At 47.4% G+C, this 22,009-nt stretch carries 24 protein-coding genes and 1 pseudogene; 21 read left to right on the top strand and 4 right to left on the bottom strand.

The genetic code is table 11. The annotated features are described in order from the left end of the window. Positions 1-128: 128 nt before the first annotated feature. Positions 129-1,343: an IS110 family RNA-guided transposase gene (locus tag OCV69_RS09140; RefSeq protein ID WP_158358707.1), complete on the bottom strand. Its 1,215-nt coding sequence runs from the start codon at positions 1,341-1,343 to the stop codon at positions 129-131. Positions 1,344-1,590: 247 nt separating this feature from the next. Here OCV69_RS09140 and OCV69_RS09135 point away from each other — a divergent pair, with 247 nt between their 5' ends. The 15 genes and pseudogenes from OCV69_RS09135 (at position 1,591) to OCV69_RS09065 (ending at position 13,117) form a co-directional block, all read left to right on the top strand. Then, a complete protein-coding gene (locus tag OCV69_RS09135) occupies positions 1,591-2,103 on the top strand; it encodes a tyrosine-type recombinase/integrase (protein ID WP_317258418.1) in 513 nt (170 codons plus the stop codon). Further along, on the top strand, positions 2,084-3,586 hold the full coding sequence (locus OCV69_RS09130) for a site-specific integrase (protein WP_055650661.1): 1,503 nt from the start codon (positions 2,084-2,086) through the stop codon (positions 3,584-3,586). The genes OCV69_RS09135 and OCV69_RS09130 overlap by 20 nt, the downstream gene beginning before the upstream one ends. Continuing rightward, positions 3,576-3,998: a DUF6262 family protein gene (locus OCV69_RS09125; protein WP_158358708.1), complete on the top strand. Its 423-nt coding sequence runs from the start codon at positions 3,576-3,578 to the stop codon at positions 3,996-3,998. Before OCV69_RS09130 ends, OCV69_RS09125 begins: the two co-directional genes overlap by 11 nt. A gap of 15 nt (positions 3,999-4,013) precedes the next feature. Next, positions 4,014-4,388, top strand: a complete 375-nt coding sequence (locus OCV69_RS09120; protein WP_055650663.1) for a DUF6262 family protein — start codon at positions 4,014-4,016, stop codon at positions 4,386-4,388. Further along, on the top strand, positions 4,385-4,753 hold the full coding sequence (locus tag OCV69_RS09115; protein WP_055650664.1) for a DUF6262 family protein: 369 nt from the start codon (positions 4,385-4,387) through the stop codon (positions 4,751-4,753). Before OCV69_RS09120 ends, OCV69_RS09115 begins: the two co-directional genes overlap by 4 nt. A 153-nt stretch (positions 4,754-4,906) precedes the next feature. Beyond that, positions 4,907-5,011, top strand: a pseudogene (locus OCV69_RS17010) (Flp1 family type IVb pilin); the annotation flags it as partial. Positions 5,012-5,013: 2 nt separating this feature from the next. Beyond that, a complete protein-coding gene (locus OCV69_RS09105) occupies positions 5,014-6,882 on the top strand; it encodes a DUF5702 domain-containing protein (protein ID WP_158358710.1) in 1,869 nt (622 codons plus the stop codon). Between the two features lie 204 nt (positions 6,883-7,086). Next, positions 7,087-7,932, top strand: a complete 846-nt coding sequence (locus OCV69_RS09100) for a pilus assembly protein (protein WP_158358711.1) — start codon at positions 7,087-7,089, stop codon at positions 7,930-7,932. A gap of 4 nt (positions 7,933-7,936) precedes the next feature. After that, positions 7,937-8,359: a prepilin peptidase gene (locus OCV69_RS09095; RefSeq protein ID WP_022272596.1), complete on the top strand. Its 423-nt coding sequence runs from the start codon at positions 7,937-7,939 to the stop codon at positions 8,357-8,359. A gap of 32 nt (positions 8,360-8,391) precedes the next feature. Then, positions 8,392-8,826, top strand: a complete 435-nt coding sequence (locus tag OCV69_RS09090; RefSeq protein ID WP_158358712.1) for a hypothetical protein — start codon at positions 8,392-8,394, stop codon at positions 8,824-8,826. Beyond that, a complete protein-coding gene (locus OCV69_RS09085; protein ID WP_262563069.1) occupies positions 8,750-10,189 on the top strand; it encodes an FHA domain-containing protein in 1,440 nt (479 codons plus the stop codon). The genes OCV69_RS09090 and OCV69_RS09085 overlap by 77 nt, the downstream gene beginning before the upstream one ends. A gap of 160 nt (positions 10,190-10,349) precedes the next feature. After that, complete coding sequence (locus OCV69_RS09080) at positions 10,350-11,450, top strand: putative NPN-dependent ornithine cyclodeaminase (protein ID WP_158358714.1); 1,101 nt, start codon at positions 10,350-10,352, stop codon at positions 11,448-11,450. Between the two features lie 72 nt (positions 11,451-11,522). Beyond that, a complete protein-coding gene (locus OCV69_RS09075; protein ID WP_158358715.1) occupies positions 11,523-12,146 on the top strand; it encodes a rhomboid family intramembrane serine protease in 624 nt (207 codons plus the stop codon). After that, positions 12,136-12,552 carry an HIT family protein gene (locus tag OCV69_RS09070; RefSeq protein WP_158358716.1) on the top strand — a complete coding sequence of 139 codons (417 nt, stop codon included), beginning with the start codon at positions 12,136-12,138 and terminating at the stop codon, positions 12,550-12,552. Before OCV69_RS09075 ends, OCV69_RS09070 begins: the two co-directional genes overlap by 11 nt. Before the next feature lie 25 nt (positions 12,553-12,577). Then, positions 12,578-13,117, top strand: a complete 540-nt coding sequence (locus OCV69_RS09065) for an RNA polymerase sigma factor (RefSeq protein ID WP_158358717.1) — start codon at positions 12,578-12,580, stop codon at positions 13,115-13,117. Positions 13,118-13,128: 11 nt separating this feature from the next. Here the strand turns inward: OCV69_RS09065 and OCV69_RS09060 are convergent, their stop codons facing one another. Continuing rightward, positions 13,129-14,190: an undecaprenyldiphospho-muramoylpentapeptide beta-N-acetylglucosaminyltransferase gene (locus OCV69_RS09060; protein WP_158358718.1), complete on the bottom strand. Its 1,062-nt coding sequence runs from the start codon at positions 14,188-14,190 to the stop codon at positions 13,129-13,131. Between the two features lie 165 nt (positions 14,191-14,355). Between OCV69_RS09060 and OCV69_RS09055 the strand changes: the two genes are divergently transcribed. Together OCV69_RS09055 and OCV69_RS09050 are read left to right on the top strand one after the other, a co-directional pair. After that, on the top strand, positions 14,356-15,204 hold the full coding sequence (locus OCV69_RS09055) for a DUF4367 domain-containing protein (RefSeq protein WP_262563068.1): 849 nt from the start codon (positions 14,356-14,358) through the stop codon (positions 15,202-15,204). 69 nt (positions 15,205-15,273) lie between these two features. Then, positions 15,274-15,789 (top strand): DUF6147 family protein, encoded by a 516-nt coding sequence (locus OCV69_RS09050; RefSeq protein WP_158358720.1) that lies wholly within the window; start codon positions 15,274-15,276, stop codon positions 15,787-15,789. A 266-nt stretch (positions 15,790-16,055) separates the two neighbouring features. On the opposite strand, the gene OCV69_RS09045 is transcribed toward OCV69_RS09050, so the two are convergent. Next, positions 16,056-16,307 (bottom strand): TIGR03905 family TSCPD domain-containing protein, encoded by a 252-nt coding sequence (locus OCV69_RS09045; protein WP_022272119.1) that lies wholly within the window; start codon positions 16,305-16,307, stop codon positions 16,056-16,058. Positions 16,308-16,699: 392 nt separating this feature from the next. On the opposite strand from OCV69_RS09045, the gene OCV69_RS09040 reads away from it, so the two are divergent. From OCV69_RS09040 to OCV69_RS09030, 3 genes are all read left to right on the top strand, one after another. After that, the gene (locus OCV69_RS09040) at positions 16,700-17,392 is read left to right on the top strand and encodes a 5'-methylthioadenosine/adenosylhomocysteine nucleosidase (protein WP_158358721.1); all 693 of its coding nucleotides are present in this window, start codon (positions 16,700-16,702) and stop codon (positions 17,390-17,392) included. 158 nt (positions 17,393-17,550) lie between these two features. Continuing rightward, positions 17,551-18,600 (top strand): hypothetical protein, encoded by a 1,050-nt coding sequence (locus tag OCV69_RS09035; RefSeq protein ID WP_158358722.1) that lies wholly within the window; start codon positions 17,551-17,553, stop codon positions 18,598-18,600. A 260-nt stretch (positions 18,601-18,860) separates the two neighbouring features. Next, positions 18,861-20,210, top strand: a complete 1,350-nt coding sequence (locus tag OCV69_RS09030) for a glucose-6-phosphate isomerase (protein WP_158358723.1) — start codon at positions 18,861-18,863, stop codon at positions 20,208-20,210. 180 nt (positions 20,211-20,390) lie between these two features. On the opposite strand, the gene OCV69_RS09025 is transcribed toward OCV69_RS09030, so the two are convergent. After that, positions 20,391-20,657, bottom strand: a complete 267-nt coding sequence (locus OCV69_RS09025) for a hypothetical protein (RefSeq protein ID WP_022272123.1) — start codon at positions 20,655-20,657, stop codon at positions 20,391-20,393. Positions 20,658-20,868: 211 nt separating this feature from the next. On the opposite strand from OCV69_RS09025, the gene OCV69_RS09020 reads away from it, so the two are divergent. Continuing rightward, positions 20,869-21,975, top strand: coding sequence for a hypothetical protein (locus OCV69_RS09020; protein ID WP_158358724.1), 1,107 nt, complete (start codon positions 20,869-20,871; stop codon positions 21,973-21,975). The last annotated feature ends 34 nt before the right edge of the window (positions 21,976-22,009 follow it).

Raw genomic sequence — 22,009 nt, 5'->3', positions numbered from 1 at the left:
AAAGCCTGCTAATAAAAAGTCAAGTGTTTTTTGAAGAAAATTTCAAAAATCCGATTTGATATTTTAGGGTACAACTTTTAAGCCACCATGAATGCCGGCTTTGAAAGAGGTGGTATGAAAAACAGATGTTATGATTCCTGCTCTAAGTTACGCAGACACTCTTTGACTTTGCCATAGTAGATACGCAGGAACTTATTCGCTCCAGCTGTCATGTAGACATAGTATGGCTTTCCCTGGGATCGTTTTTTATCAAGGAAACGATACACCGGGTCATCTTCCGGGGCATTCTGCAGCAAGGTCGTCATGATCTGGAACAAGGTCTTGCGCAGTCTTGCAGAACCAACTTTGGAGGCACGGTTGCTCTTGGATTTGTGCTGGCCGGATTCATCTACACCGGGATCAACGCCGGCAAAGGCAGTCAGCGCTTCCCTGTGGGTGAACCTGGACACATCGCCGATCTCGGCGATGAGCTGTGGGCCATAGGTCCTCCCCACGCCATAGATGCCCATTACTGTGCTGTATTCAGGGAGTGTGGATGCCAGTTCATTCATTTCCCTGCGGAGCCGTTCCACATGCCCGGAGGCAAGGTTTAACTGCTGGATGCTCTGCTGGATCAGCAACTTATAGGTTTTCTCCTTGGGAAAGACAGCTGCCAGCTCTTTCGAGGCGTTAAACAGCTTCTCTGGCTTGTCTGCCTGGAAGATGTAGTGGTGTCTTTTACAGAAAGCCTGGTAGCGCTCTGTGAAGGCTTTCAGACCAATCCCACGGACACAATCCACATGCCAGAAAGAATAAGCGTAATCCACCCATTTTTCACTCCCGTCTTCACGGACAGGGCTGTCAAAGAGCTTGTTCACACCAGGATAAGTATTATCTAGGAGTGCGATAAGGTTTGCTTTCACGGCAACCTTCTGCTTCATGAAGAAGCTGAATTGTGAATTCAAAGTTTTTAACTGAGTACGTGTGTTATCCATACCTGAATATTGGCGCAATTCCGCCCAGTTGTCAAGCGTATAGCGTGCGATCTTCCTGGCGTCTGCCGGGTCGGATTTGACCTTGCGCAGGGAGTTGCTGCCGAAGTTTTTGATCAGATGAGGATTTACTACGGAGACAAACAAGCCGGCTTCAGAGAGAGCCTTCAGGATAGGCTCATGGTATCTGCCCGTACATTCCATAACGATTCTGGTATCGCCATCCAACGAGTCCAGATACGCAGCAAGTTCATTCAGGTTTTGGGAAGTGTGGGAAACGTCAAAGGGTTTACGGATCACAGTGCCGCCAGGCTGCAGGACTGTAACGGTGCTCTTCCCTTTTGAAACATCAATACCAACTGCATTGTACATTTTTATGTACCTCCAAAAGTATAGTTGCATGGATTCCAGCTTTTCTCATTGCCGATTCCATCTCCTGGGGTATCAAACGAACGTACTGCGGTAGTTCAACCTGCATAAATCGAACGGCTGCAATGACAGGCTGGCTGACTGGCTTTCATACGGACGCTCATGGTCCTAGGAGGTGTCGTCAGACCGATGCCTAATCATTATACAGCTTAAACAATGAGTGGATTAAGACCCAACTGGCTGTTGGGTACTGAAATCCTACACTTATATATTAGGAGGAGGTGCATATTATTGGGATGGGGAAGATGCATGGATTAAGGTTTATCAAATCAAAATGAAAGCGGAAAAAATGATACCAATTTCATTGGTGCTTTATCAAATTATGAAAATTTATATAAATAAGCATCATATTAAACCTACCGATTTCCTGTTTAAATCAAAGGATGGCGGGGCATATAGGACTGGTACATTTGTTAAGGGCTTCAAAGCAAATTGTAAGAAGTATGGAATACATATTTCGGGCGAAACATTCAAGACGCATGATTACAGGCATACATTGGCAAGTAGTTTCTATGATGAAGGAGTGTCCATTCAGACGATTCGGGATTATTTAGGGCATAACAATGAAAATATGACAAAGCAGTATATAGACTACATGCCTAAACGGATCGAACAGGCGAATAAGGAATATTTCAATCAGGCAGAAAATCTTCTTGCAACTGGAATTATTCCAAAGAAACGGGGTGAAAAAACTGGAAAATAAGATACATATCTATGAATTAGACTGCTATAAAAATGCGACTGAAGAACAAAAAAAGAGAATGAGGGTTCGGAAAGACCGTTACTTCGACTTGGAGGGACTTCCGTCAGAAGAAGTAAGAAAGCTCCTAGAAGATTTTGTCTGGGAAAGGGGAAAGAAACTTGCTCCAAGTAGTTTGGCATCTGAAATATTATATTTTAATAATATCCGGAATTTTCTTATAGAAAAGAATATTAAAATCCTGAGATATGAAGACGAGAATAAGATTATTTTGCAGCTAAAGAGTTGGATGATGGAAAAGGGATATGCCCTTACAAGTAAGAAGTATCGAAGCGTTTATGAAATTGTAGCAACAGAAACACCTGGCATAATAAAGCATATGAAGAAAATTCTGAGGTATTCTCAGAAAGATGGGGGGTGCTTAGAACAGGAGAGAGATGTGTGGGAATTGGACAAGTTTGAATTTCCTCTCCGCAGCAACCCGATAAAGAATGTAAAGACTATAAATTTTAAAGGAATTAGTCAAATAACAATCCGAAAAGAAGTTAAAACAGTAATTTTTATGCATTTGAAATATATGGCAATAGGAAGTATTATGGCTGAGGTGGTAGCGACTAAAAGATTTTGTAGATATCTGGAATTAAGGTATCCTAAGATTATATCATTACTAGATTTGACACGGGATATTATGGAAAGCTATTTGATCTATCTTCAGACAGAGGCAAAGGAAAGGAAAAATTATCGCTCTGATTTATATGGTCTACGAAGGGTAGTTGAAGATGTGGGAAATCATTATGATAGGCAGGATATCAAAAACCTATTTATAAGTACAGATTTTCCCAGCACGCCAAGATATCTATTTAAGTTTTATTCGGACGAAACCATAAAGAAGCTGAATGAAAACATTTTTCAGATGGATGAACAAATAGCGAGGGCGTTAATCCTTCATCAGCTGCTGGGAACACGAATTTCGGATACGCTTACACTAAAAACAGACTGTTTGAGTATAAGAGAAAATCGATATTTTATACGAATCGAGCAGGTAAAATCAATTACATTTGAAAAAGCAATTAGTGATGAAATAGCACAGCTTATTATAAAGTCAATTGATTATACCGAGGAACATTATGGAAAGACAAAATATATTTTTGTAAAAAAAGATGATCCATCGAAACCATTTCAGTATAGCATGCTCCAAAATCGAGTCATGCAAATGATTAGGAAAAATGATATTCGGGATGAGAATGGAGAACTGCTGAATTTTGGAACACATACATTCCGACATTGTTATGGGAAAAAGCTGACAGAAATGCATATCGACGACTGGATGATCGCAAGGCTTTTGGGGCATAAAACATTACAAAGTGTACATCATTACCGAAAGATTGGGAACAAGATAATGGCGGATGAAACGAGGGCCGTCAGAGAGAAAATCGATATGATTTTAATGGATGTGGTAAAGGAGTGGGATGGGTATGAAATATGATAAGATGATAGCTGTTAACAAAGCTGAGAGTGAGCAGAAAATAAAAAAGGCGATTCGGGCAATCGATGATATGAGTGCCAGAGGGATGCCGATATCTGTAACAGAATTGGTTCGTTGGACAGGTTTATCAAGAGGATTTTTTTATAAGAATATGCAAGTCCGTCAGAGACTTGAGGAAGCTGTCAAACTGCCACGGCGGATAGATGTACAGCAGCCATCTGAAGAAACAAATGTTGTGGGTTATAATTTTCAGGAATTGAAGAAGGATTTTACCAGCTGTCAGTCAGAGAATCAAAGGTTAAAGGTTGAAAATGAGCAGCTTCTCCAAAAGTGCAGTATACTTCAAAAAGAGGTGGACACATTGAAGAAACGGTTGGATCGAAAGGAGATTGCGTTGTTGAAAAAACTATAAAGGTTGTGATTAAAGATGAAAGCAAATAAAATCATCGAAATGAGCCAGGAGAAAAGTAGGCAAAAAGTAAAACTAGCAATGGAAGAAATTCAAAGAATGCGTAATGAGGGTGAAAGGATTACAGTTTCCGGATTATGCAAAAGAACAGGATTATCTAACTCGTTTTTCTACAGAAATGAAAAAATCAAAGAAGAAGTACATAAAGCTGTTGATATTCAAAATCAAAGCTATAAAATGAACATAGACGAAGCGGAACTCCTTGATGAGTATAAGGAAAAGTTGTTAGCTATGAGAATTGAAATTATAAAATTGAAAGCGGAAAATCAAAAGCTGGAATCAGAGTTAGATACTTTGCGAAGGCAACAGAAAGGTGTGAGTGATGTTAAATGAAGTATGATAAAATCGTAGGTCTCAAGAAACAACAAGAAAAAGAGAATTTAGAAATTATTCAGAGAGAGATTGATGCGATGCTCCGAAGAAAGGAGAGGATCTCGATTACTACATTGGCAAAATATGCAGGAGTTGATAGAAGTTATTTTTATAGAAATTTACAGGCCAAACAAATGGTAGAAGATGCACAGTTGAAGCAGGGGGAATGTTATAATCCTAAAAAGGCAATTTTTGATAGAGCAACTGAGGAAGTTAATAAACAGCTGAAAAGACAAATGATTTTATACAAGAGACGAATTAAAGAGCTAGAGCTGCAGATAGAATTACTAGAAGAGGAAAATCAGAGGTTGAAAGAAAATAGATAATTTTACATAAAGTAAGAGAGCAGACTTTTGGACAAGAGGATATCCAAGAGTCTGCTTTTTTACTAAATTAAAAAGAAAAATAATTTACACATCGGAGTGATGTGAAAGATAAAACAAGTATTTTCAAGCATTCCGGGGCAGGTACTGGATTTTATGGTGGTACTGATCGGATTGGTGATCATCTTTAAAAAACAGATCAATCAGCTTTTGAACAATATTTTTTCGGAGATCAGCAAGCAGTCAAAAGAGGTGTACTGATCATGAAAAAAAGGGGAGAGATCACTGTGTTTCTGAGCCTTACGCTGGTGTGTATCCTGTCGCTTTTTATGGGACTTCTGGAATCGGCCCGGACGGCGGGAGCCAGACTGTACCTTACGATGGCCGCCAATTCAGCCATGGCCTCTGTTATGAGCCAGTATAACCGGAATCTGTGGGATATGTACCATCTTTTGTTCCTGGAGTATGAGTCTCCAGAGGCCATTGGGCGTTCCTTCGATACGTATCTGGATTTTTATCTGGAACAGGAGAACCTGTATCCGATGAAGCGGAAGAGCCGGGAGGTCACAGCCATTCTGAATATGCAGGACCATGCAGGAAAGCCTCTGGAGGACGGGATCCTCTCCTATGCCCGGTACCGCCTGCCGGATATTGCCGGAGATCTGTCCGGGGTCGCGGAGAGCGCAAGGGACGCTTCCCGGGCAGGAGACTTCAGGACTGTATTTAAGGTATGCCGCCAGGCCGGAAGGCATACAAGGCGGCTTGAAAAGGTCAGGAGGGAGGTGGAGGCTGCGCTGGAGGATATGGAGCGGTCAAGGATACGGGCAGCAGAGGCGGCTGCGGATGAAAGGGCTGGAAAAATGGAAACGGAAATAAAGAGACTTTTGAAAAAGATCGGAAAGTTTCCTGCTCTGGCGGATCGGTATCAAAAGGAGGTGGAGGCTCTTTCTGAGGACAGCCGGTCTGCCAGAGGGGAAGAAAGAAGGGAAGGGATGGAGCCGCAGGCGTCGGAAACCATGGATATGGAGCTGGCGGCGTATCAGAGTGTGGAAGAGGCCGCCAGGGAATTTCAGGGGCGCTGTCAGGAGATGAAAGATCAGCTGGAGGCGGAGGCTGTCCGTCTGGAGGAAATTTCAGAGCTTCTGGAGGAAGGAGGAGATGGGGAGCATGAGGAAAATGGGGAAGAAGATGAGACGGGGCCGGACTGGGATCAGATCCAGGAGCTTATGGATATGGTCCAGATACCGGAAGCAGCAGTGCAGGAGCCTGTGGACCAGGAAAAATCCAGCGCTCTGGACCGGCTGGAGGAGATGCTGAGCGGAGACCTTCTGAAGCTGGTAATACCAAAGGGAGTAAAGCTTTCAGAAAAAAGAGTCAGAGCCGGACAGAATGGTCCTTCAAAAGAACAGTCTGAAGAAAAAACAGAGTCCAACGGGCTGGCAGCCCAGCTTCTGGTGAACGAATACATACTCCTGTATTTTGACTCCTTTCTGAAAAAAAGCGAAAGCCGTGAGGAGCTGGCGGATCAGGCCCTGGATTATGAACAGGAATATCTTCTCTGCGGAAAAGGCTCTGACCGGGATAACCTGGCCAAGACCGTGGAACAGCTCCTTATGATCCGGGCGGCCATGAACCTTTTGTATCTCCTTAATGCGGCAGATAAGAAAGCCCAGGCAGACGGCCTGGCAGCAGCGGTTTCCGGAGGAAATGCGGCGGCAGGACTGATCATCGGTTTTCTGATCTTAAGCCTCTGGGCTCTGGGAGAGGCCGTCTGGGATGTGCGTGGGCTTCTGGACGGCGGGAAGACCGGATTCTGGAAAACGGACAGCACATGGCATCTGAGTCTGGACGGGCTGCTGGCCATGGAGTTTCTGGAGGGGAGGCCGGATATGGAAGCTTCCGGCAGCGGATATGAGGATTATATCAGGATCCTGCTGTTCCTGGAGGATAAGGCTGTGAGAAATTACAGGATGATGGATGTGATCCAGTGGAATGTAAGAAAAAAACAGAAGGACTTTTCGACGGATGCCTGTGCCTGTGAGGTGGAGATCCGCACAGAGATATCCCAACAGCATTTGTTTCTTATGAAGGATGAGTACTGGCAGACTGTGGAAACAGCCTGGGCATATTAAGAACGGAGGTGAATGGCGGTGCCCTCTTTTTCAGATTGTTATTCTCATATGCTGAAAGGCACATTTCTAAAATCCAAATTGCATTACCAGTGTGCAATGTCTCTCCAAGTACCTTGCATTCTCCCCTTAATAAATATTGTTTTTATCCTGGGAAAGAGGGTACTGCCATTCATCTCCGGACATTCCCGGCGCGTCTCTGCCAGTATGACGGTGGAAGCCGCCCTTTGTCTTCCGCTCTGGCTGTTTTTTGCAGCTGCGCTCATGGAGCCTGTGCGGTGGCTGGACCGGCAGAGACAGGTCCAGACGGCGCTGGAATGCTTTAGCGAAGAATTAAGTCAGGCTGTGTATCTGAAGGAGCTGGAACCTGGGAGCGGTGAGGGGACTGGAAATGGATCCGGCTCCGCAGGTGGAGCTGTGGACGGGGAAGGCGGTCTATCCAGTGGATATGTGGAGCTTCTTTCTGGAGCAGCAGCCGGACTGTGGATCCAGGGAAAAGCAGAAAAGCTTGTGGACCATGTGACTGTGAAGGATGCAAAGGCTCCGGATCCATCGGGAAATATCTGCCTGGAAGTGGAATATACGGAAAGGATCCCATTCTTTCCTGTATACAGACAGGGAATTACCATGAAGGCAGCTTCCAGAAGGAGGGGATGGATCGGTCTGGAAGGAAAGCTGACGGAGTCGGGAGAGCATACGACAGAAGCCGGTGAGGGAAACGGACATGCCGTGTATGTGGGAGCAGGTATGGGCAGGTACCACTTGTATAGGGACTGCCATTATATTTCCAATGCATATGAAGCTGTATCCTTAAATCAGGCAGAAAAAATGACAAACCAGTTCGGAGAGCGTTACCGCCCCTGCTCCCGGTGTGCGGACTCCGGGCATGGGGACCGGACGGTGTATGTGACCGCAGGAGGCGGGCATTATCATTTTAACCGGGCCTGCAGCTCCATGGTCTCCTACGTCCGGAAAGTGGATCTGGAGGATGTGGGACACCTGGGCGTATGCTCTTACTGTGCATCCAGAAAGAAAGCAGAGGGAGGCGGTTAACTGAATGGGAAAATGGATATTTCTGATATTTCTGGTGTGGGCGGTCTGGCAGGATCTCCGGAGCAGGACCGTGGGGCAGGGGTTCCTGGCGGCGGCAGGGAGCCTTGGCGCAGCCGTTTCATTGCTTTCCGGGCGCAGTGTACTTGGGCTGCTGTCATCAGCAGCGGTAGGGATCTTTCTTCTGATACTGGGACAGATCACGGATGGAGGGATCGGGGAGGGAGACGGATGGTTTTTTATTGTGACCGGTTTTTTTCTGGAGCCAACAGAAAATTTTATGCTTTTTTTATCGGGGCTCATTTTTTGCAGTGTGTACAGCCTTGCATATATGGCCGCATCCTTCATCGGAGGTGTCGGCGTCCGGCAGAAAAGGCTTCCGTTCCTCCCCTTTCTGCTTCCAGTGGGACTCTGGCTGGTGCTTTCCTGAAAAAAGAACGGCGGCTTGCGGCCAGCTTTACGGTGGAGGCGGCGCTGGTCCTTGGTCTGGTCTTTATGGTTATGGGAATGACCATAAAAGAGGCCTATACGATCCATGATGAGATAACCGGTTCTATGATCCTGGAAGAGGCTCTGGAACGGGCCTCCTATAACAGGGATGAAAAGAAAGAGGATACTTATTTTACCGGGCAGGCAGAGGAACAGGGAAATCCCAGGCTCTGGCTGGGGAAATACAGCGCCAGGCTTAAAAGAAAAACAGGAAAGATTTCGGGATATGCGTCTGCTGGAGCGTGGGCGCTGGAAATAGAAAGGGGAGCGTTCCGTCCGGAGCTATTTTTACGGAGGACAGCGGCCCTGACAGAAATGGGGAATGGCCAGGATGATGGGGGAAGTGGAGTTCAGACGGGAAATGAACCGGAATTATATGGTCCTGAAGCCGGGACCGGAGAAAAATGAAGAATATACGGTGCGGATGCTGACAGAAAACAGGATCCCGGGCTTTCTTCCATTTCGAGAAAAGCAGGTGGATGGGGAGCGGTGGTTCTATTATGATGTTACGTCCAGACAGCCGCTGGGGAGGATCCTGGAGCACAGGAATTTAAGGGGAAAAGAACTGGAACGGCTGGCGGCAGATTTTTTATTTTCTCTGAAGCAGACAGAGAGGTACCTTTTAGACGAAAAATCCATGGATCTGACCCCGGAAATGATCTATGTGGATCCGGATTCCTTCCAATGCTCGTTCTGCCTGGTACCTGGTGGCAGATGGGATTTTTCCCAGGGATTCCGCGAACTGTCTCAATATCTGCTGGATCACGTGGACCACAGGGACGGGGAGGCCGTGGTGCTGGCATTTGCCATTTTCCGTGAGTCCAGAAAAGAGAATTTCGGACTTGAGGAGATCGGAAAGTGTCTGGAAAAGGCCAGGGCAGAGTCAGAGGCTGGAAAAAACGGCGAAGCGGAAGAAAAAGAGGTCTCCAGGAACCGTACAGGCGGGCAGACCGGAACGGAGGAGGAAAAAAGACAGGATCTTTGGAAAATGGATACAGAAAACGGAGAGCGGGAATCTGGGGAATGGATGAAGGAGAGAAGGACAGAAAAATCCTCTTCAAGGGTCTGCGGATCAGACCATGGAAGGGGAGGGGAGAGGGATAGGGTCTTAAAGACAGTTGCCATAGCCGTCGGAATACTTATGGCAGTTCTTCCGGCGGCTGCAGCTGCTCTTTTTGGAATCCATGGCCTGTTTCAGTATAAATGGATTCTTGGGGCTGCAGAGATGGTCCTTTTGGCGGTGGAAGTGTTTCTGTTGTCGGGGGTGAAGGCCGGAACTGGGAAAGGAAAGGCGGATTCCAGGCGGCAGGAGGAGCGTGGTCCAGAGGGGGAGGACCGGGAAAAGACAGAACCATGGGAGGTATATTTTAGGGAAGAGGAGGCGGATGCGGGGAGAATTTCCAGCCGGCCTGCTGCAGAACAGAGGGAAGAAAAGGAAGAGGAGTTCCAGACGATCCTTCTGGCAGCCAGGCCTTTGGAAATAGAAAGCCGGAAGCTGACAGCGTTTTCCGGAAATTTGGAGATCCCTCTGACATATTTTCCATTCCTGATCGGGAAAAGCCGGGAAATGGCAGATTTTTGTCTGAATGAGCCGGGCGTCAGCCGGCTTCATGTAAAAATAGAAGAGAAGGACGGAGCCTATACCATTACAGACCTGAATTCTACTAATGGAACAAAAGTAAATGGAAGACTTCTGGAGGCCAATGAGACGTGCAGCCTTGAGTCGGGCAGCGAAGTGGAGATCGCTGGAAGAAGGTTCCGGTTCCGGTAAGACCCGAGTGATCGTCCTTTCTCGGAACCAGATACGCAGAGCATGCGGGCGGCGGACTAAAAATTTTCATTTTATAATTCCAATGTGCACCAAAAGAATAGGGATTTATGATATAATGAAAAAAATATATCCGCGTGAAGCGGGCGAGAGGAGGAATGACATGCCATTCAAATTACCAGAATACCATCACCCGGACTTTTCGCTCCCTCAGTTTGTGAGCGCGCCAGAGGTAAAATGGGAGCTTGTGGAAAAAGATGGAGTTGCACCGGAATATTTCCACAGTACATCCATGTATCCGGAATATTTTAAGATCGGCGGCCAGTGGGTGCTGGCGGAAGAAAGCCGCATGGATTCCAGCGTGGTGATCTGTGAGGATGGACACCTGGAGGTGGTGGAAAACAGAAACCTGAAACAAGGGCAGAAGGTGATCCTGGGCCGCAGCGAACAGTGCCAGGAGGGAATTTATGTCCATAATACAGGCTTTGAGACCGAAGAAACGTCTGAAAAGGAAAAGTTCGTGTTCCGACAGGGGCGCAGCAGAGAAACGTCTTATGCCAGAGATTACGATAATCTCCTGGAGCTCTTGAAATATGAGAAGGAGCATGGAAATATCTTATGGGTCATGGGACCGGCATTTTCCTTTGATCATAATGCCAGAAAAGCGATGCAGGCGCTTGTGGAGAATGGGTATGCCCATGGACTGATGGCCGGAAATGCGTTGGCGACCCATGATCTGGAGGGGGCTCTCCTCCATACGGCCCTGGGACAGGATATCTATACCCAGGTTTCCATGCCCAATGGCCATTATAACCATCTGGACGTGATCAACCGGGTCCGCAGGAGCGGATCGATCCCCCAGTTCATTGAAGATTACAAAATCGACAATGGGATCATATACAGCTGTGTAAAGAAGCAGGTTCCTTTTGTACTGACGGGATCGATCCGTGATGACGGTCCGATGCCGGAGGTGATTGGAGACGCTTATGCAGGCCAGAGGGCCATGAGACAGCTTGTAAAAAAATCCACCTGTGTTATCTGTCTGGCTACCATGCTTCATACCATTGCCACAGGCAATATGACGCCGTCGTTCAGGGTCCTGGAAGATGGCACCATACGGCCGCTGTATCTTTATACAGTAGATGCAGACGAATTTGTAGTCAATAAGCTTCTGGACAGAGGAAGCCTGTCAGCCACTACCATGGTGACCAATGTTCAGGATTTTATCACGATTGTGGCGAGGGGCCTGGGTATTATGGACTAGGCTTATCCAGTTACGTTCCATTGCGGGACTGTAAAAGGTATGATATTATGACGGCAGGAAAGGGCTGAGGGAATGGAAGATACCGCCAGGAAAAAGTCATATATAAACTGGATACTGATGGCGGTGAACGCTCTGGTTTTTTTATACCTGGAAGCGGCCGGATCCTCTGAGGATGCATATTTTATGTATACAAAAGGGGCAATGCTGAAGGCGGCAGTCATAGAAGACGGGGAATATTACCGTCTTCTGACGGCCATGTTCATGCATTTTGGAATCAGCCACCTGGTGAATAACATGATCGTTCTGTTTGCTCTGGGAGATAACCTGGAAAGGGCCCTGGGACATGTAAAATATCTGATCCTGTACCTGTTCAGCGGGATCGGAGCCAACTGGATCTCCATGATGATAGGAAATAATGACCCTATGGTGGTATCTGCCGGAGCATCAGGGGCGATCTTTGGAGTGATCGGCGGACTGTTTTATGCGGTGGCTGTCAATAAGGGACGTCTGGAGGATCTGCAGACGAAGCAGTTAGCCGTTATGATCGTTCTTTCCCTGTATATGGGGCTCACCAGTTCGGGTGTAGATAATGCAGCCCATGTGGCCGGATTGATCCTGGGAATCCTTCTGGGGATCCTTTTATATCGAAAACCAAAGAAAAAAATGGATGATGGAGGAGTTTGGAATGAAAGATAAGGATTGTATTTTTTGTAAAATTGCCAATGGTGAGATTCCATCGGCTACGATCTACGAGGATGAGGATTTTCGTGTGATCCTTGATCTGGGACCGGCATCCAGAGGGCATGCCCTGATCCTTCCCAAGGAACATTTTAAGGACGTCTGCGAACTGGACGAGAAGGTGGCGGCCAGGGTCCTTCCGCTGGCAGCTAAAATCGGGGCAGCGATGAAGGATGCACTTGGCTGTGCCGGATTTAATCTGGTCCAGAATAACGGAGCGGAAGCGGGACAGACGGTCTTTCATTTCCATGTACACGTGATTCCCCGTTACGCAGGAGGACCGGAAATGGTGACCTGGGAGCCGGGAAAAATGGCTTCAGAGGAACTGGCAGAGACGGCAGCAAGGATTGAAGCGGCCTTATAAGGGATGGTTTACTTAGGGAGAAGATATGCCGCAGAATAGCATTGAACTGCTGCAAAAGCTAATGGAAAAGTATTCAAGGGTGTTCATGAGCTTTGCCGGAAAACAGGGCGTTCCATATGATGATGTGGAAGATATCGTAATGGCATCATTCTGGTCTTGTTATAAGGGCGGTTACCTAGAAAAGATGACAGAGCCAGAAATAAAAAAGGTGCTGGTCAGGATTGTATACAATAAATGCATGGATTATCACAGAAAAGCGGCTCCGACGGATATCGCCGCCATTGAGGATTGTGAGACAGAGCTGGATAAGATCAGCTATCGTGCTGGCAATGCAGTGGACAAAACGGTAGTCAGCAATGAAAACTGCCAATATATCCGCGATACGATCGACGGCCTGAAGGATATCTGGAGAGAGCCGGTGAGGATGTATTTTATTGAAGAACGTTCTATCCCAGAAATAAGCAGGGCTCTTGGAATCACGGAGGAGGTCTGTCGTTCCAGGATTTCAAGAGCCAGAAAGTGTTTAAAAGAAAAGCTGAAGGGGCTGTGGGAACAGTTCCAGTAGCGTCTGCAGCCTTACTGGACGGCCTGGATCAGTTCCATAATAGTATGAACGGCATTGTTCAGGTGGCTTTTTTCCATGGCCTCTGCGAACTTACGCCGGTTTTCATAGGTATCCGTGATGGCGTTTAACAGAGTATCATCGGTCATCTGTTCCTCTTCAAGGACCTCAGAGAATCCCTGGCCAGCAAAGGACCGGGCATTGAGGATCTGATCGCCCCGGCTGGCGGCAGCAGACAGAGGGATCAGGACATTGGGTTTCCTTAAAGCCAGGATCTCGCAGATGGAGTTGGCGCCTGCACGGGATACGATCAGATCGGCAGCCGCAAAAAGGTGCTTTAAGGGACTGTCAACGTATTCATACTGGACATAACCGGCTGTGCCGATGAGGGATTCGTCCAGGTTCCCCTTTCCGCATATGTGGATCACCTGGAATTTCTCCAGGAGCTGCGGGAGAATGCTGCGTACAGCCTGGTTTACCTTTACGGAGCCAAGGCTGCCGCCGATGACCAGGATGATCGGCCTGGCTGCTGAAAGATGGGTATACTGGAGACCGGCCAGACGGTCCCCTTTCAGCAGCTCGGCGCGGATCGGAGATCCGGTAAGCACCGCCTTATCCTCGGGAAGATACTTAAGGGTTTCCGGGAAGTTACAGCAGACCTTTTTTGCTGAGGGAATGCAAAGCTTATTGGCAAGACCCGGAGTCATATCGGATTCATGGATAATAGTGGGAACATGATAATGCTTTGCTGCCAGGACCACAGGAACCGCAACAAAGCCGCCTTTGGAAAAAAGTACGTCCGGTTTATATTTTTTAATGAGCTTCCGTGCCTCCCCGTATCCTTTCAGGACGCGGAAAGGATCGGAAAAGTTTTTAAGATCGAAATAACGGCGCAGCTTTCCGGAAGAAATACCATCATAGGGAATCCCTGCGTTTTCGATCAGCTTTCGTTCGATCCCATTGTAGGAGCCAATATAGCGGATCTCATATCCGGCCTCCTTCAGGGAAGGGATCAGAGCCAGATTTGGGGTAACATGACCGGCAGTGCCGCCGCCGGTGAGTATAATGGTTTTCATAAATCATTGCCTCCATGGATTTTTCATGCACATTGATTGTTTTATGGCTGCCGGATGTCTGGGATACAGCGTCAGACAGTCACAGCTATTTTAATAGTAACGATTGGGGAAGAATTGTCAACCCCAAAAAAGAAATCGCCAATGGAAAGCAAAGGGGTCAGAGTCATGACAGACAAAGAAAGACAGGAAGATGAAAAACTGAAAAAATGTCTTCAGACAGCATATGGGGCAACCGACGAGCAGCTTTTAAAGGAGCTGGAAGAAGCGGAGGCTTCTCTGGATGCTTCAGAGTTCCCCGGAGCCGAAGAGCGTATGTTCCGGCGGTTCATGGAAATGGAGAGGGAAGAGCGGGAAAAGGAAAATCTGTCTGAGGATGCGGTACAGGACAATATGGCTGTGCCTGGTATGGATACCGCCGGAGGCGGAATGGGTGCAGATGGAACGGATAAAAATAAGAAAAAGATACGGAAGTTTGGAAAGAAGAAAGTATTTCTTGTGGCCGCGCTGGTGGCTGTGTTTGTCGGAGCACTGGGCGTGACGGCAGTGGGGGAGAAGAATTACTTTTTTAGGGGCTATGATTTGATTTTGGATAATGATAATAACAAGATGGATATGAGTGAGTTAGAACGAGCTTATAAAAAAATTGAAGAGGAGTCAGATGTCAAACTTTTAAAATTGGGATATATTCCTTCAGATTTATTACTGGAAAATCTTGTGATAAGTCAGGATAGGGTTATTTTGCAATTTAGCTATAGAGGCAATAAAGTATATTTTGTACAAGGATGTAGTATAAATACGACTTCTCTTACCGCAAAATCAGATCGAATGTTTAGAACTGAGATTGTGAAGAATGAGTGGATGAATCAAGATGTTGAAATAAGGGAAAATCAGTTAGAGAATGGTGATATAGAATATGAGGCACAATTTTATTATGAAAATGCTTACTATATGCTGAGTGGGAAGATGGATAAAGAAGATTTTATAAGCATAATAAAAAATGTAAATTATTTTTAAAAAATGGTCACAAATGCGTCTATCTATCCGTTATTATTAATATAAGCAATAGTAAAGGAGGATAAACAAATGAAAAAAAACTTGTTTCTGTTAATTGTAATGCTGATTTTTATGACCAATACTGTGTTTGCCTCGGAGACAGGTCCGGGAATTACACCAAGAAACCATGGAGAAAGTGTGCTATTGCCTGTGAGCAGTGAATGGGCAATAGACAGAATACAATCCCAGATTCGAGGAGAATACATTTCTACAGGAATACTAGAAATTAAGAATCAAAAGAATGGAAATATTTATATTAGCGTTGATACGCTTGCGCATTTGAATGTAGATCGAATTCGACACACAGTTTTTTTGGACAGATGGAATGAAAAAACAGAAGCTTGGGATCAGATAGATTCTTGGACTTTTGAAAAAAACAAAGAGGAAGAGGGCGGGGAACTTTCTATGATGACGGATTCCTTTACGATTACAGGTCTCCCCGTCAACAGATATTACCGCGCCCGCGGCCTTCACATGGTAGAAATCGGAGATGAGATTGAGGGCTGTGCAACTGAAACCCACGGCGTTCTCATCACCAAAGACTAATTCCAATTAATCCTGTATATAATTTAGGCCTAATTATATAAATACATATTTTTGAAGGGAGATGATCTATGGGGATCATTACGATACGACAATACAAAAATATATTTCTCATCAACAGAACGGACAAGGGATTGGCGTTTTGGAAGGTCATGCCGGAATGACAATCCCTCTCTGAAAAATGAACTGGAAAAAGCCTGGAGAAATGGGACTCCAGGCTTTTGACATTTCTAAATCCTTATTGTCAGATGCTGCAAAGCTTTCCTGGTTTAGGAATTCTGCTGGGCTTTGTACTGCTTTAATGCCCTGGCGAGCTGATCGGGGCAAGAAGTGGGGCGGGCGCCGCAAAGGATGCCGTCGGTTCTTTTAATCACTTCGTCGATATCCATGCCCTCTACCAGCTTGGAAACCCCCTGGGTATTGCCGGAGCAGCCGCCGAGAAAGCGGACATTGGTCAGCTTGTTGTCTACAACATCAAAAGTAATCTGGCGGGAACATGTGCCCTGGGTCGTATAAACCATTGGAAATACCTCCTGAATATAAATAAGGGGAATGAAAAATTTCCCATGACTGTCTGCAAATCCGATTATACTCAGCCATGGGGCGTCCTGTCAAGCAAAGAAATCTATTCCTGCTGAACTGTTGTGATTTTCCTGGCAAACCTGCAAAAACAAACTCCGCCTTGATTTTCCAGATCTGATTCCGTATAATAAGGACAATTAATAACAGTTCAGCCATGCATCTTCTTGTCTGCTTACAGCGGACAAGAAGCGCCGGGCGTCTGCCCTATGGAGATATTAACGGGAAAATGCTGATGAAAACAAGTTTTCAACGCATTTTCCCGTTAATATCTCTGCATGGCTGAACGGTTACAACAATTACTACGTATAAAGTTTACAGGAGGACAAGGAAGATGCTGGGAATTATTGGAGCAATGGATGTGGAAGTGAAAAAACTCCGTGAGATGATGGAAGATCCGGAGACCCAGACCGTGGCAGGGATGACATTTTACCAGGGAACCATTAAAGGAAAGGCTGTGGTCGTGGTCCGCTCCGGGATCGGCAAGGTGAACGCCGGCCTCTGCAGCCAGATTTTAGTGAACCGGTATCATGTGAGCGGGATCATAAATACTGGAATTGCAGGTTCTCTTAGAAATGAGGTCAATGTGGGGGATATCGTCCTGGCCACGGATGCGGTCCAGCACGATATGGATGCCGCAGGCTTTGGATATCAGCCGGGAGAGATCCCGCAGATGGGCATCAAGGAGTTTCCGGCAGATGCCCATTTAAGGGAGGTGGCCGTCAGGTGCTGTCAGAGGGCCAATCCCGATATCCAGACCTTCTGCGGCCGCGTGGCCAGCGGCGACCAGTTTATTAACAGCCGTGAAAAGAAGAACTGGATCCGGGACACCTTTGACGCCTATTGTACGGAGATGGAGGGAGCGGCGATCGCCCAGGCGGCGTATCTGAACCAGATCCCTTATCTGATCGTCCGTGCCATTTCCGATAGGGCGGATGACAGCGCGAATGTGGATTACAGTGAGTTTGAGGCAAAGGCCGTGGAGCATTCGGTCCGCCTTATGGCAGCAATGCTGGAAGAGCTTTAAAATACAGGGCTTAAGAGGCTTCTCAACCTCTTAAGCCCCGAATTTTCCCGGAATTTGACGAACGATTTTTGGCTTCTCAATCTTCTCAAAAAGTTTCTAAGTGGTTATAATGGGAACCATCATCTGGAAACATCTGGACGAAGAAAGGGGAGCTTTTTATGTTACAATTTTTACAGACTGGGAAAGTGCTTTATGTTCTGGCAGCCGTATGTGCGCTGGGAATCATAAGCAAGCTTGTGACAGGGAACCTCTACAAAAGATTAATAAAAGAAACCGGAAACATGGCGTTGACGAAGAACCGGAATCTGAGGGCGCTGAAGCAGAAGACGGAAAATATGTTCCTTCTGAGCCATGGACTCCGCAATCCGGCTGCGTACATAGAAAAACAGGTCTCCGGATTCCGTTTTATGAAGATCTCTCTGGATGACTGGGACAATTTTTCCGTGCAGACCATGATCCTGTGCTTTCTGATCGGCGGCGTGGCTGCGTTCGGGTCCTACTGGTACAGGTGCGATTCCTATTATATCGTGCTTTATGGGACCATGGGGATCCTGTCTGGGCTGTTCATGGTGCTGGTGGACAACGGGGTCAACATTGGCGTAAAACGCCAGCAGCTGATGGACTGTCTGGTGGATTATGTGGAAAACTCTCCGCATTTTTATAAAAATGTGGATAAGGCAGCAGAGGGAGAACGGGCAGACAGGAAAAACCGGATCGTCCCGGCGGCAGGTTCCGGCTTCAGGGATCTGGGAAGAAGGGGATTAAAGGCTGTGGAGGAAACCGCAGCCAGCAATGAGACCGGCTTGAAGGAAGAAAAGGAAGAGCTGCGTGACAGGACCGGCCATTCCCGTACAGAAAAACCAGCGGGAGCGCCTGGGGAAAAAAATGGAGCCGCCCAGGGAGAGAGGACTGGAGCCCGGTTTTCTGTTTTATCCAGGAAAAAGGGGGAGGACCGGAAGGAAGAAGGATCCGGGGAGAGCAGCTCCAGGGAGGAACGGGACAAGGACCGGAATGGGGACGAGCTGGCGCGCAGCATTGAATATCTGAGGGAGAGCCTGGATCAGATTGCTGCTGGACGAGAAGGAGGAAAGCGGGAGGAGCCATCCTCCGGGCAGACAGAAAAGGAGGGGCTTCAGAGAGCCAAAAAGGAGCTGAAGCCGGAGGATCTGAAGCTGCTGGGAGATATTTTGCAGGAGTATCTTACATAAGAGGCGTACATGGCGGAGAGATCCGGCGGGAAGTCCGTAGGAATCCTGCCGGGCCTTAGACCCTGCGGTGTGCCTTTAGGCGCTTAACAGCCCCCAGGCTTTATGAGGCTTTATGACGTCCTCCGGGCAGATTTTTCCCGGAGGAACATGGGAAAATCCGTCAGAAAATCCGGCGGCAGGATTGTCAAGGCTTTAACTCAATGGTATAATTAAAACATATGTATGAAATTTATCTCACGCAAGAAAAGGAGAATGAGGCTATGAGCAGAGAACTGGTATTTGATTATTCCAAAACAGCCGGTTTTATCCGTGAAGAAGAGATTGTAAATATGAAGAAAGCCGTTCTTGGGGCGAAAGAGGTTCTTACGGAAAAGACCGGAGCCGGAAATGATTTCCTTGGATGGATCGATCTGCCGGTGGATTATGATAAGGACGAATTTGACAGGATCAAAAAGGCGGCAGAAAAGATCAAGGGCGATTCCGATGTGCTGCTGGTGATCGGCATTGGAGGCTCTTACCTGGGCGCCCGGGCGGCGATTGAATTTTTATCCCACAGCTTTTATAATGTGCTGCCCAAGGGAGAAAGAAAGACTCCGGAGATCTATTTTGTAGGCAACAGCATCAGCAGCAAATATATCAAGGACCTTCAGGATGTTTTGGAAGGAAAAGATTTCTCCATCAATATCATCTCCAAATCCGGTACGACAACGGAACCGGCCATTGCATTCCGCGTGTTCAAGGATATGCTGATCAAAAAGTACGGCAGGGAGGAGGCCAATAAGAGGATCTACGCAACAACAGACAAGGCGAAGGGAGCCTTAAAGAACCTGGCCACTGAAGAGGGCTATGAATCCTTCGTAGTACCGGACGATGTGGGAGGCCGTTTCTCCGTTCTCACGGCAGTGGGACTCCTGCCTATCGCAGTCAGCGGCGCAGACATCGACCAGTTAATGGAAGGCGCGGCAGCGGCCAGAAAGACAGCTCTGGAAGCTGAATATGAAAAGAACCCGGCCCTTCTTTACGCCGCAGTCCGCAATATCCTCTTAAGAAAAGGGAAGCAGGTGGAGATCGTGGCCAACTATGAGCCCAGCCTGCATTACGTTTCTGAATGGTGGAAGCAGCTTTACGGCGAGAGCGAGGGCAAGGACCAGCGCGGTATCTTCCCGGCAGCCGTGGATCTGACCACAGACCTCCATTCCATGGGCCAGTTTATCCAGGACGGAGCCCGTATCATGTTTGAGACAGTATTAAGCGTAGAGGAATCTCCGGCGGAGATCGTGCTCCAGAAGGAGGACGTGGATACAGACGGAATGAATTATCTGGCAGGCCAGACTGTGGATTTCGTCAACAAGAGCGCCATGAACGGCACCATCCTGGCCCATACCGACGGAAACGTTCCCAACCTTATGGTAAAGATCCCGTCCCAGGATGCATACAGCCTTGGCCAGCTTTTCTACTTCTTTGAATTTGCCTGCGGCGTCAGCGGATATCTTCTGGGTGTGAACCCGTTCAACCAGCCGGGCGTGGAGAGCTACAAGAAAAATATGTTTGCCCTTCTTGGAAAGCCTGGATATGAGGAAGCCAGAGAAGCTCTTTTAAAGAGACTGTAAGCGGGAGCATGAACGCATAAAAAAATACTGGCGTCAGCCTGTGGGGAATATCTCCTGCAGCTGCCGCCAGTATTTTTTCATTTGTCCCACCGCAGGTGAAGAAGCCCGCAAATGAGCCTCTTTTTCACCAGGTCCCGGGAAAACTGCCAGTCCCAGGCTTTCCGGGAAGCTGCTTCCCGGCTACTCTTCGATCACATGGATCTCCAGGTAATCAAAATCGATCTCCTCGATGAAGCTGTCCCTTGTGAACCTGGTCTTATCGTGGAGCTTAAAGTCTTTTATATTGGAATCCAGCCAGATGGGCTGGCCCAGGTCAAATTCGCGGCAGATCTCATCCAAAGCCTGAAAGACCATGGCAGTGCGGGACATGGAGTAGTCCCCGTTGGCGGCCACGGTATCCCGGAGCAGATGATTGTCCTTCCAGAGCTTTCCCCACATACGGAACATAAAAGGTCTCCTTTCTACGTCGGGCAGGAATAAGAGCCCATGTCAATGGTGATACAGGCAATTATAACAAGGGATCCGGTGATTTTAAAGTGTTTTTTGATGATATTACCTTGTACGAACCGAAAAGATGTAGTAATCTATATGTATGCAGGTTCCTGCGGTTCAATAAGGACGCACGGAAACAAAAACAAACGATCCAGGAGGACAAAAGATGGCATTGCCGATCACGGATTACACTGCCTTTTTTGCCGGTGCAAAGCAGGCTGTACAGGAACTGGAACAATTAAGAGAAAGGGAACTCTGTCTGGAGGAAAGCGAGAAGACGCTGGAGGACCAGCTGAGGACCAGGGAAAAGGCTGTGGCGGATACCATTGCCAGAACAGTGAAGGCCCGCGGCGAGGAGATCGCCCGGAGCTATGACGCGGAGATTGGAAAAACGGAGGATCAGCTGAAAAAGGTTAAGGCAAAGCGGGAAAAGGCGAGGAACCAGGGCGTAAAGGGCCGGATCGCCGAAGATACCCAGAGCCTGTCAAAGGAAAACGAAGAGCTGAAGGGGCGGATCCGGACCTTGTTCCGGGCCAATCATGTACCGGGGTACTGTGCCGGAGGTTTATACTATTCCCTTTATTTTACCAGGGGCCTGAAGGAAATGGGGATCCTGCTCCTGGCGCTGCTGATATTTTTCCTGGCGGTTCCCTGCGGCATTTATTTTGCGGTCCCAGAACGGAAGACCTGGTATCTGATCCTGATCTATCTGGCAGATATCCTGATCTTCGGCGGAGTTTATGTGAAGATAGGAAATTCCACCAAGATGAAGCATATGGATGCCCTCCGGGAGGGACGCAGCATAAGGAACCGGATCCAGGCCAATAAAAAGCAGATGAAAGCCATTGCAAGGACCATCCGCAGAGATAAAAACGATGCGGTCTACAACCTGGAAAAGTTCGACGACGAGATCGCCCAGCTGGACCAGGACCTGCTCCAGACCAATAAAAAGAAAAAGGAGGCCCTGGCAGCCTTTGACACAGTCATAAAGACGATCCTTTCGGATGAGATCATGGAAAGCAACAAACCGGAGATCGACCGCCTTCAGGGAGAGCTGGCAAAGGCCGTGGAGGAGCTTAAGGCCGTGAGAACGGAGCTGAAGGAAAAAACATTGTATACAGCAGAGAATTTTGAAGCCTATATAGGAAAAGAATTTATGACCATGGAGCGGCTGGAGGCCCTGGAGGGCTTTATCCGCGCCGGAGAGGCGAGAAATATCAGCGAGGCAGTCACTGTGTTCAAAAGCCGGGACCGCCAGGGGACACCGCAGTAAAAGTGAGGATGAAAATACAAAGGTAAAAGCTACG

Source organism: Alitiscatomonas aceti (assembly GCF_025567195.1).
In the GTDB taxonomy this organism is placed as follows: Bacteria; Bacillota; Clostridia; order Lachnospirales; family Lachnospiraceae; genus Alitiscatomonas; species Alitiscatomonas aceti.
The sequence above is the reverse complement of the archived record's forward strand: the minus strand, read 5'-3'. Positions and strand labels throughout refer to the sequence as shown.

What these genes read in the sequence shown, in the direction of transcription:
- OCV69_RS09140 (WP_158358707.1), bottom strand. Translation starts at nt 1,343, where the DNA reads ATGTACAATGCAGTTGGTATTGATGTTTCAAAAGGGAAGAGCACCGTT.
- OCV69_RS09125 (WP_158358708.1), top strand. Translation starts at nt 3,576, where the DNA reads ATGAAATATGATAAGATGATAGCTGTTAACAAAGCTGAGAGTGAGCAG.
- OCV69_RS09120 (WP_055650663.1), top strand. Translation starts at nt 4,014, where the DNA reads ATGAAAGCAAATAAAATCATCGAAATGAGCCAGGAGAAAAGTAGGCAA.
- OCV69_RS09115 (WP_055650664.1), top strand. Translation starts at nt 4,385, where the DNA reads ATGAAGTATGATAAAATCGTAGGTCTCAAGAAACAACAAGAAAAAGAG.
- OCV69_RS09105 (WP_158358710.1), top strand. Translation starts at nt 5,014, where the DNA reads ATGAAAAAAAGGGGAGAGATCACTGTGTTTCTGAGCCTTACGCTGGTG.
- OCV69_RS09100 (WP_158358711.1), top strand. Translation starts at nt 7,087, where the DNA reads ATGACGGTGGAAGCCGCCCTTTGTCTTCCGCTCTGGCTGTTTTTTGCA.
- OCV69_RS09095 (WP_022272596.1), top strand. Translation starts at nt 7,937, where the DNA reads ATGGGAAAATGGATATTTCTGATATTTCTGGTGTGGGCGGTCTGGCAG.
- OCV69_RS09085 (WP_262563069.1), top strand. Translation starts at nt 8,750, where the DNA reads ATGATGGGGGAAGTGGAGTTCAGACGGGAAATGAACCGGAATTATATG.
- OCV69_RS09080 (WP_158358714.1), top strand. Translation starts at nt 10,350, where the DNA reads ATGCCATTCAAATTACCAGAATACCATCACCCGGACTTTTCGCTCCCT.
- OCV69_RS09075 (WP_158358715.1), top strand. Translation starts at nt 11,523, where the DNA reads ATGGAAGATACCGCCAGGAAAAAGTCATATATAAACTGGATACTGATG.
- OCV69_RS09070 (WP_158358716.1), top strand. Translation starts at nt 12,136, where the DNA reads ATGAAAGATAAGGATTGTATTTTTTGTAAAATTGCCAATGGTGAGATT.
- OCV69_RS09065 (WP_158358717.1), top strand. Translation starts at nt 12,578, where the DNA reads ATGCCGCAGAATAGCATTGAACTGCTGCAAAAGCTAATGGAAAAGTAT.
- OCV69_RS09060 (WP_158358718.1), bottom strand. Translation starts at nt 14,190, where the DNA reads ATGAAAACCATTATACTCACCGGCGGCGGCACTGCCGGTCATGTTACC.
- OCV69_RS09055 (WP_262563068.1), top strand. Translation starts at nt 14,356, where the DNA reads ATGACAGACAAAGAAAGACAGGAAGATGAAAAACTGAAAAAATGTCTT.
- OCV69_RS09050 (WP_158358720.1), top strand. Translation starts at nt 15,274, where the DNA reads ATGAAAAAAAACTTGTTTCTGTTAATTGTAATGCTGATTTTTATGACC.
- OCV69_RS09045 (WP_022272119.1), bottom strand. Translation starts at nt 16,307, where the DNA reads ATGGTTTATACGACCCAGGGCACATGTTCCCGCCAGATTACTTTTGAT.
- OCV69_RS09040 (WP_158358721.1), top strand. Translation starts at nt 16,700, where the DNA reads ATGCTGGGAATTATTGGAGCAATGGATGTGGAAGTGAAAAAACTCCGT.
- OCV69_RS09035 (WP_158358722.1), top strand. Translation starts at nt 17,551, where the DNA reads ATGTTACAATTTTTACAGACTGGGAAAGTGCTTTATGTTCTGGCAGCC.
- OCV69_RS09030 (WP_158358723.1), top strand. Translation starts at nt 18,861, where the DNA reads ATGAGCAGAGAACTGGTATTTGATTATTCCAAAACAGCCGGTTTTATC.
- OCV69_RS09025 (WP_022272123.1), bottom strand. Translation starts at nt 20,657, where the DNA reads ATGTTCCGTATGTGGGGAAAGCTCTGGAAGGACAATCATCTGCTCCGG.
- OCV69_RS09020 (WP_158358724.1), top strand. Translation starts at nt 20,869, where the DNA reads ATGGCATTGCCGATCACGGATTACACTGCCTTTTTTGCCGGTGCAAAG.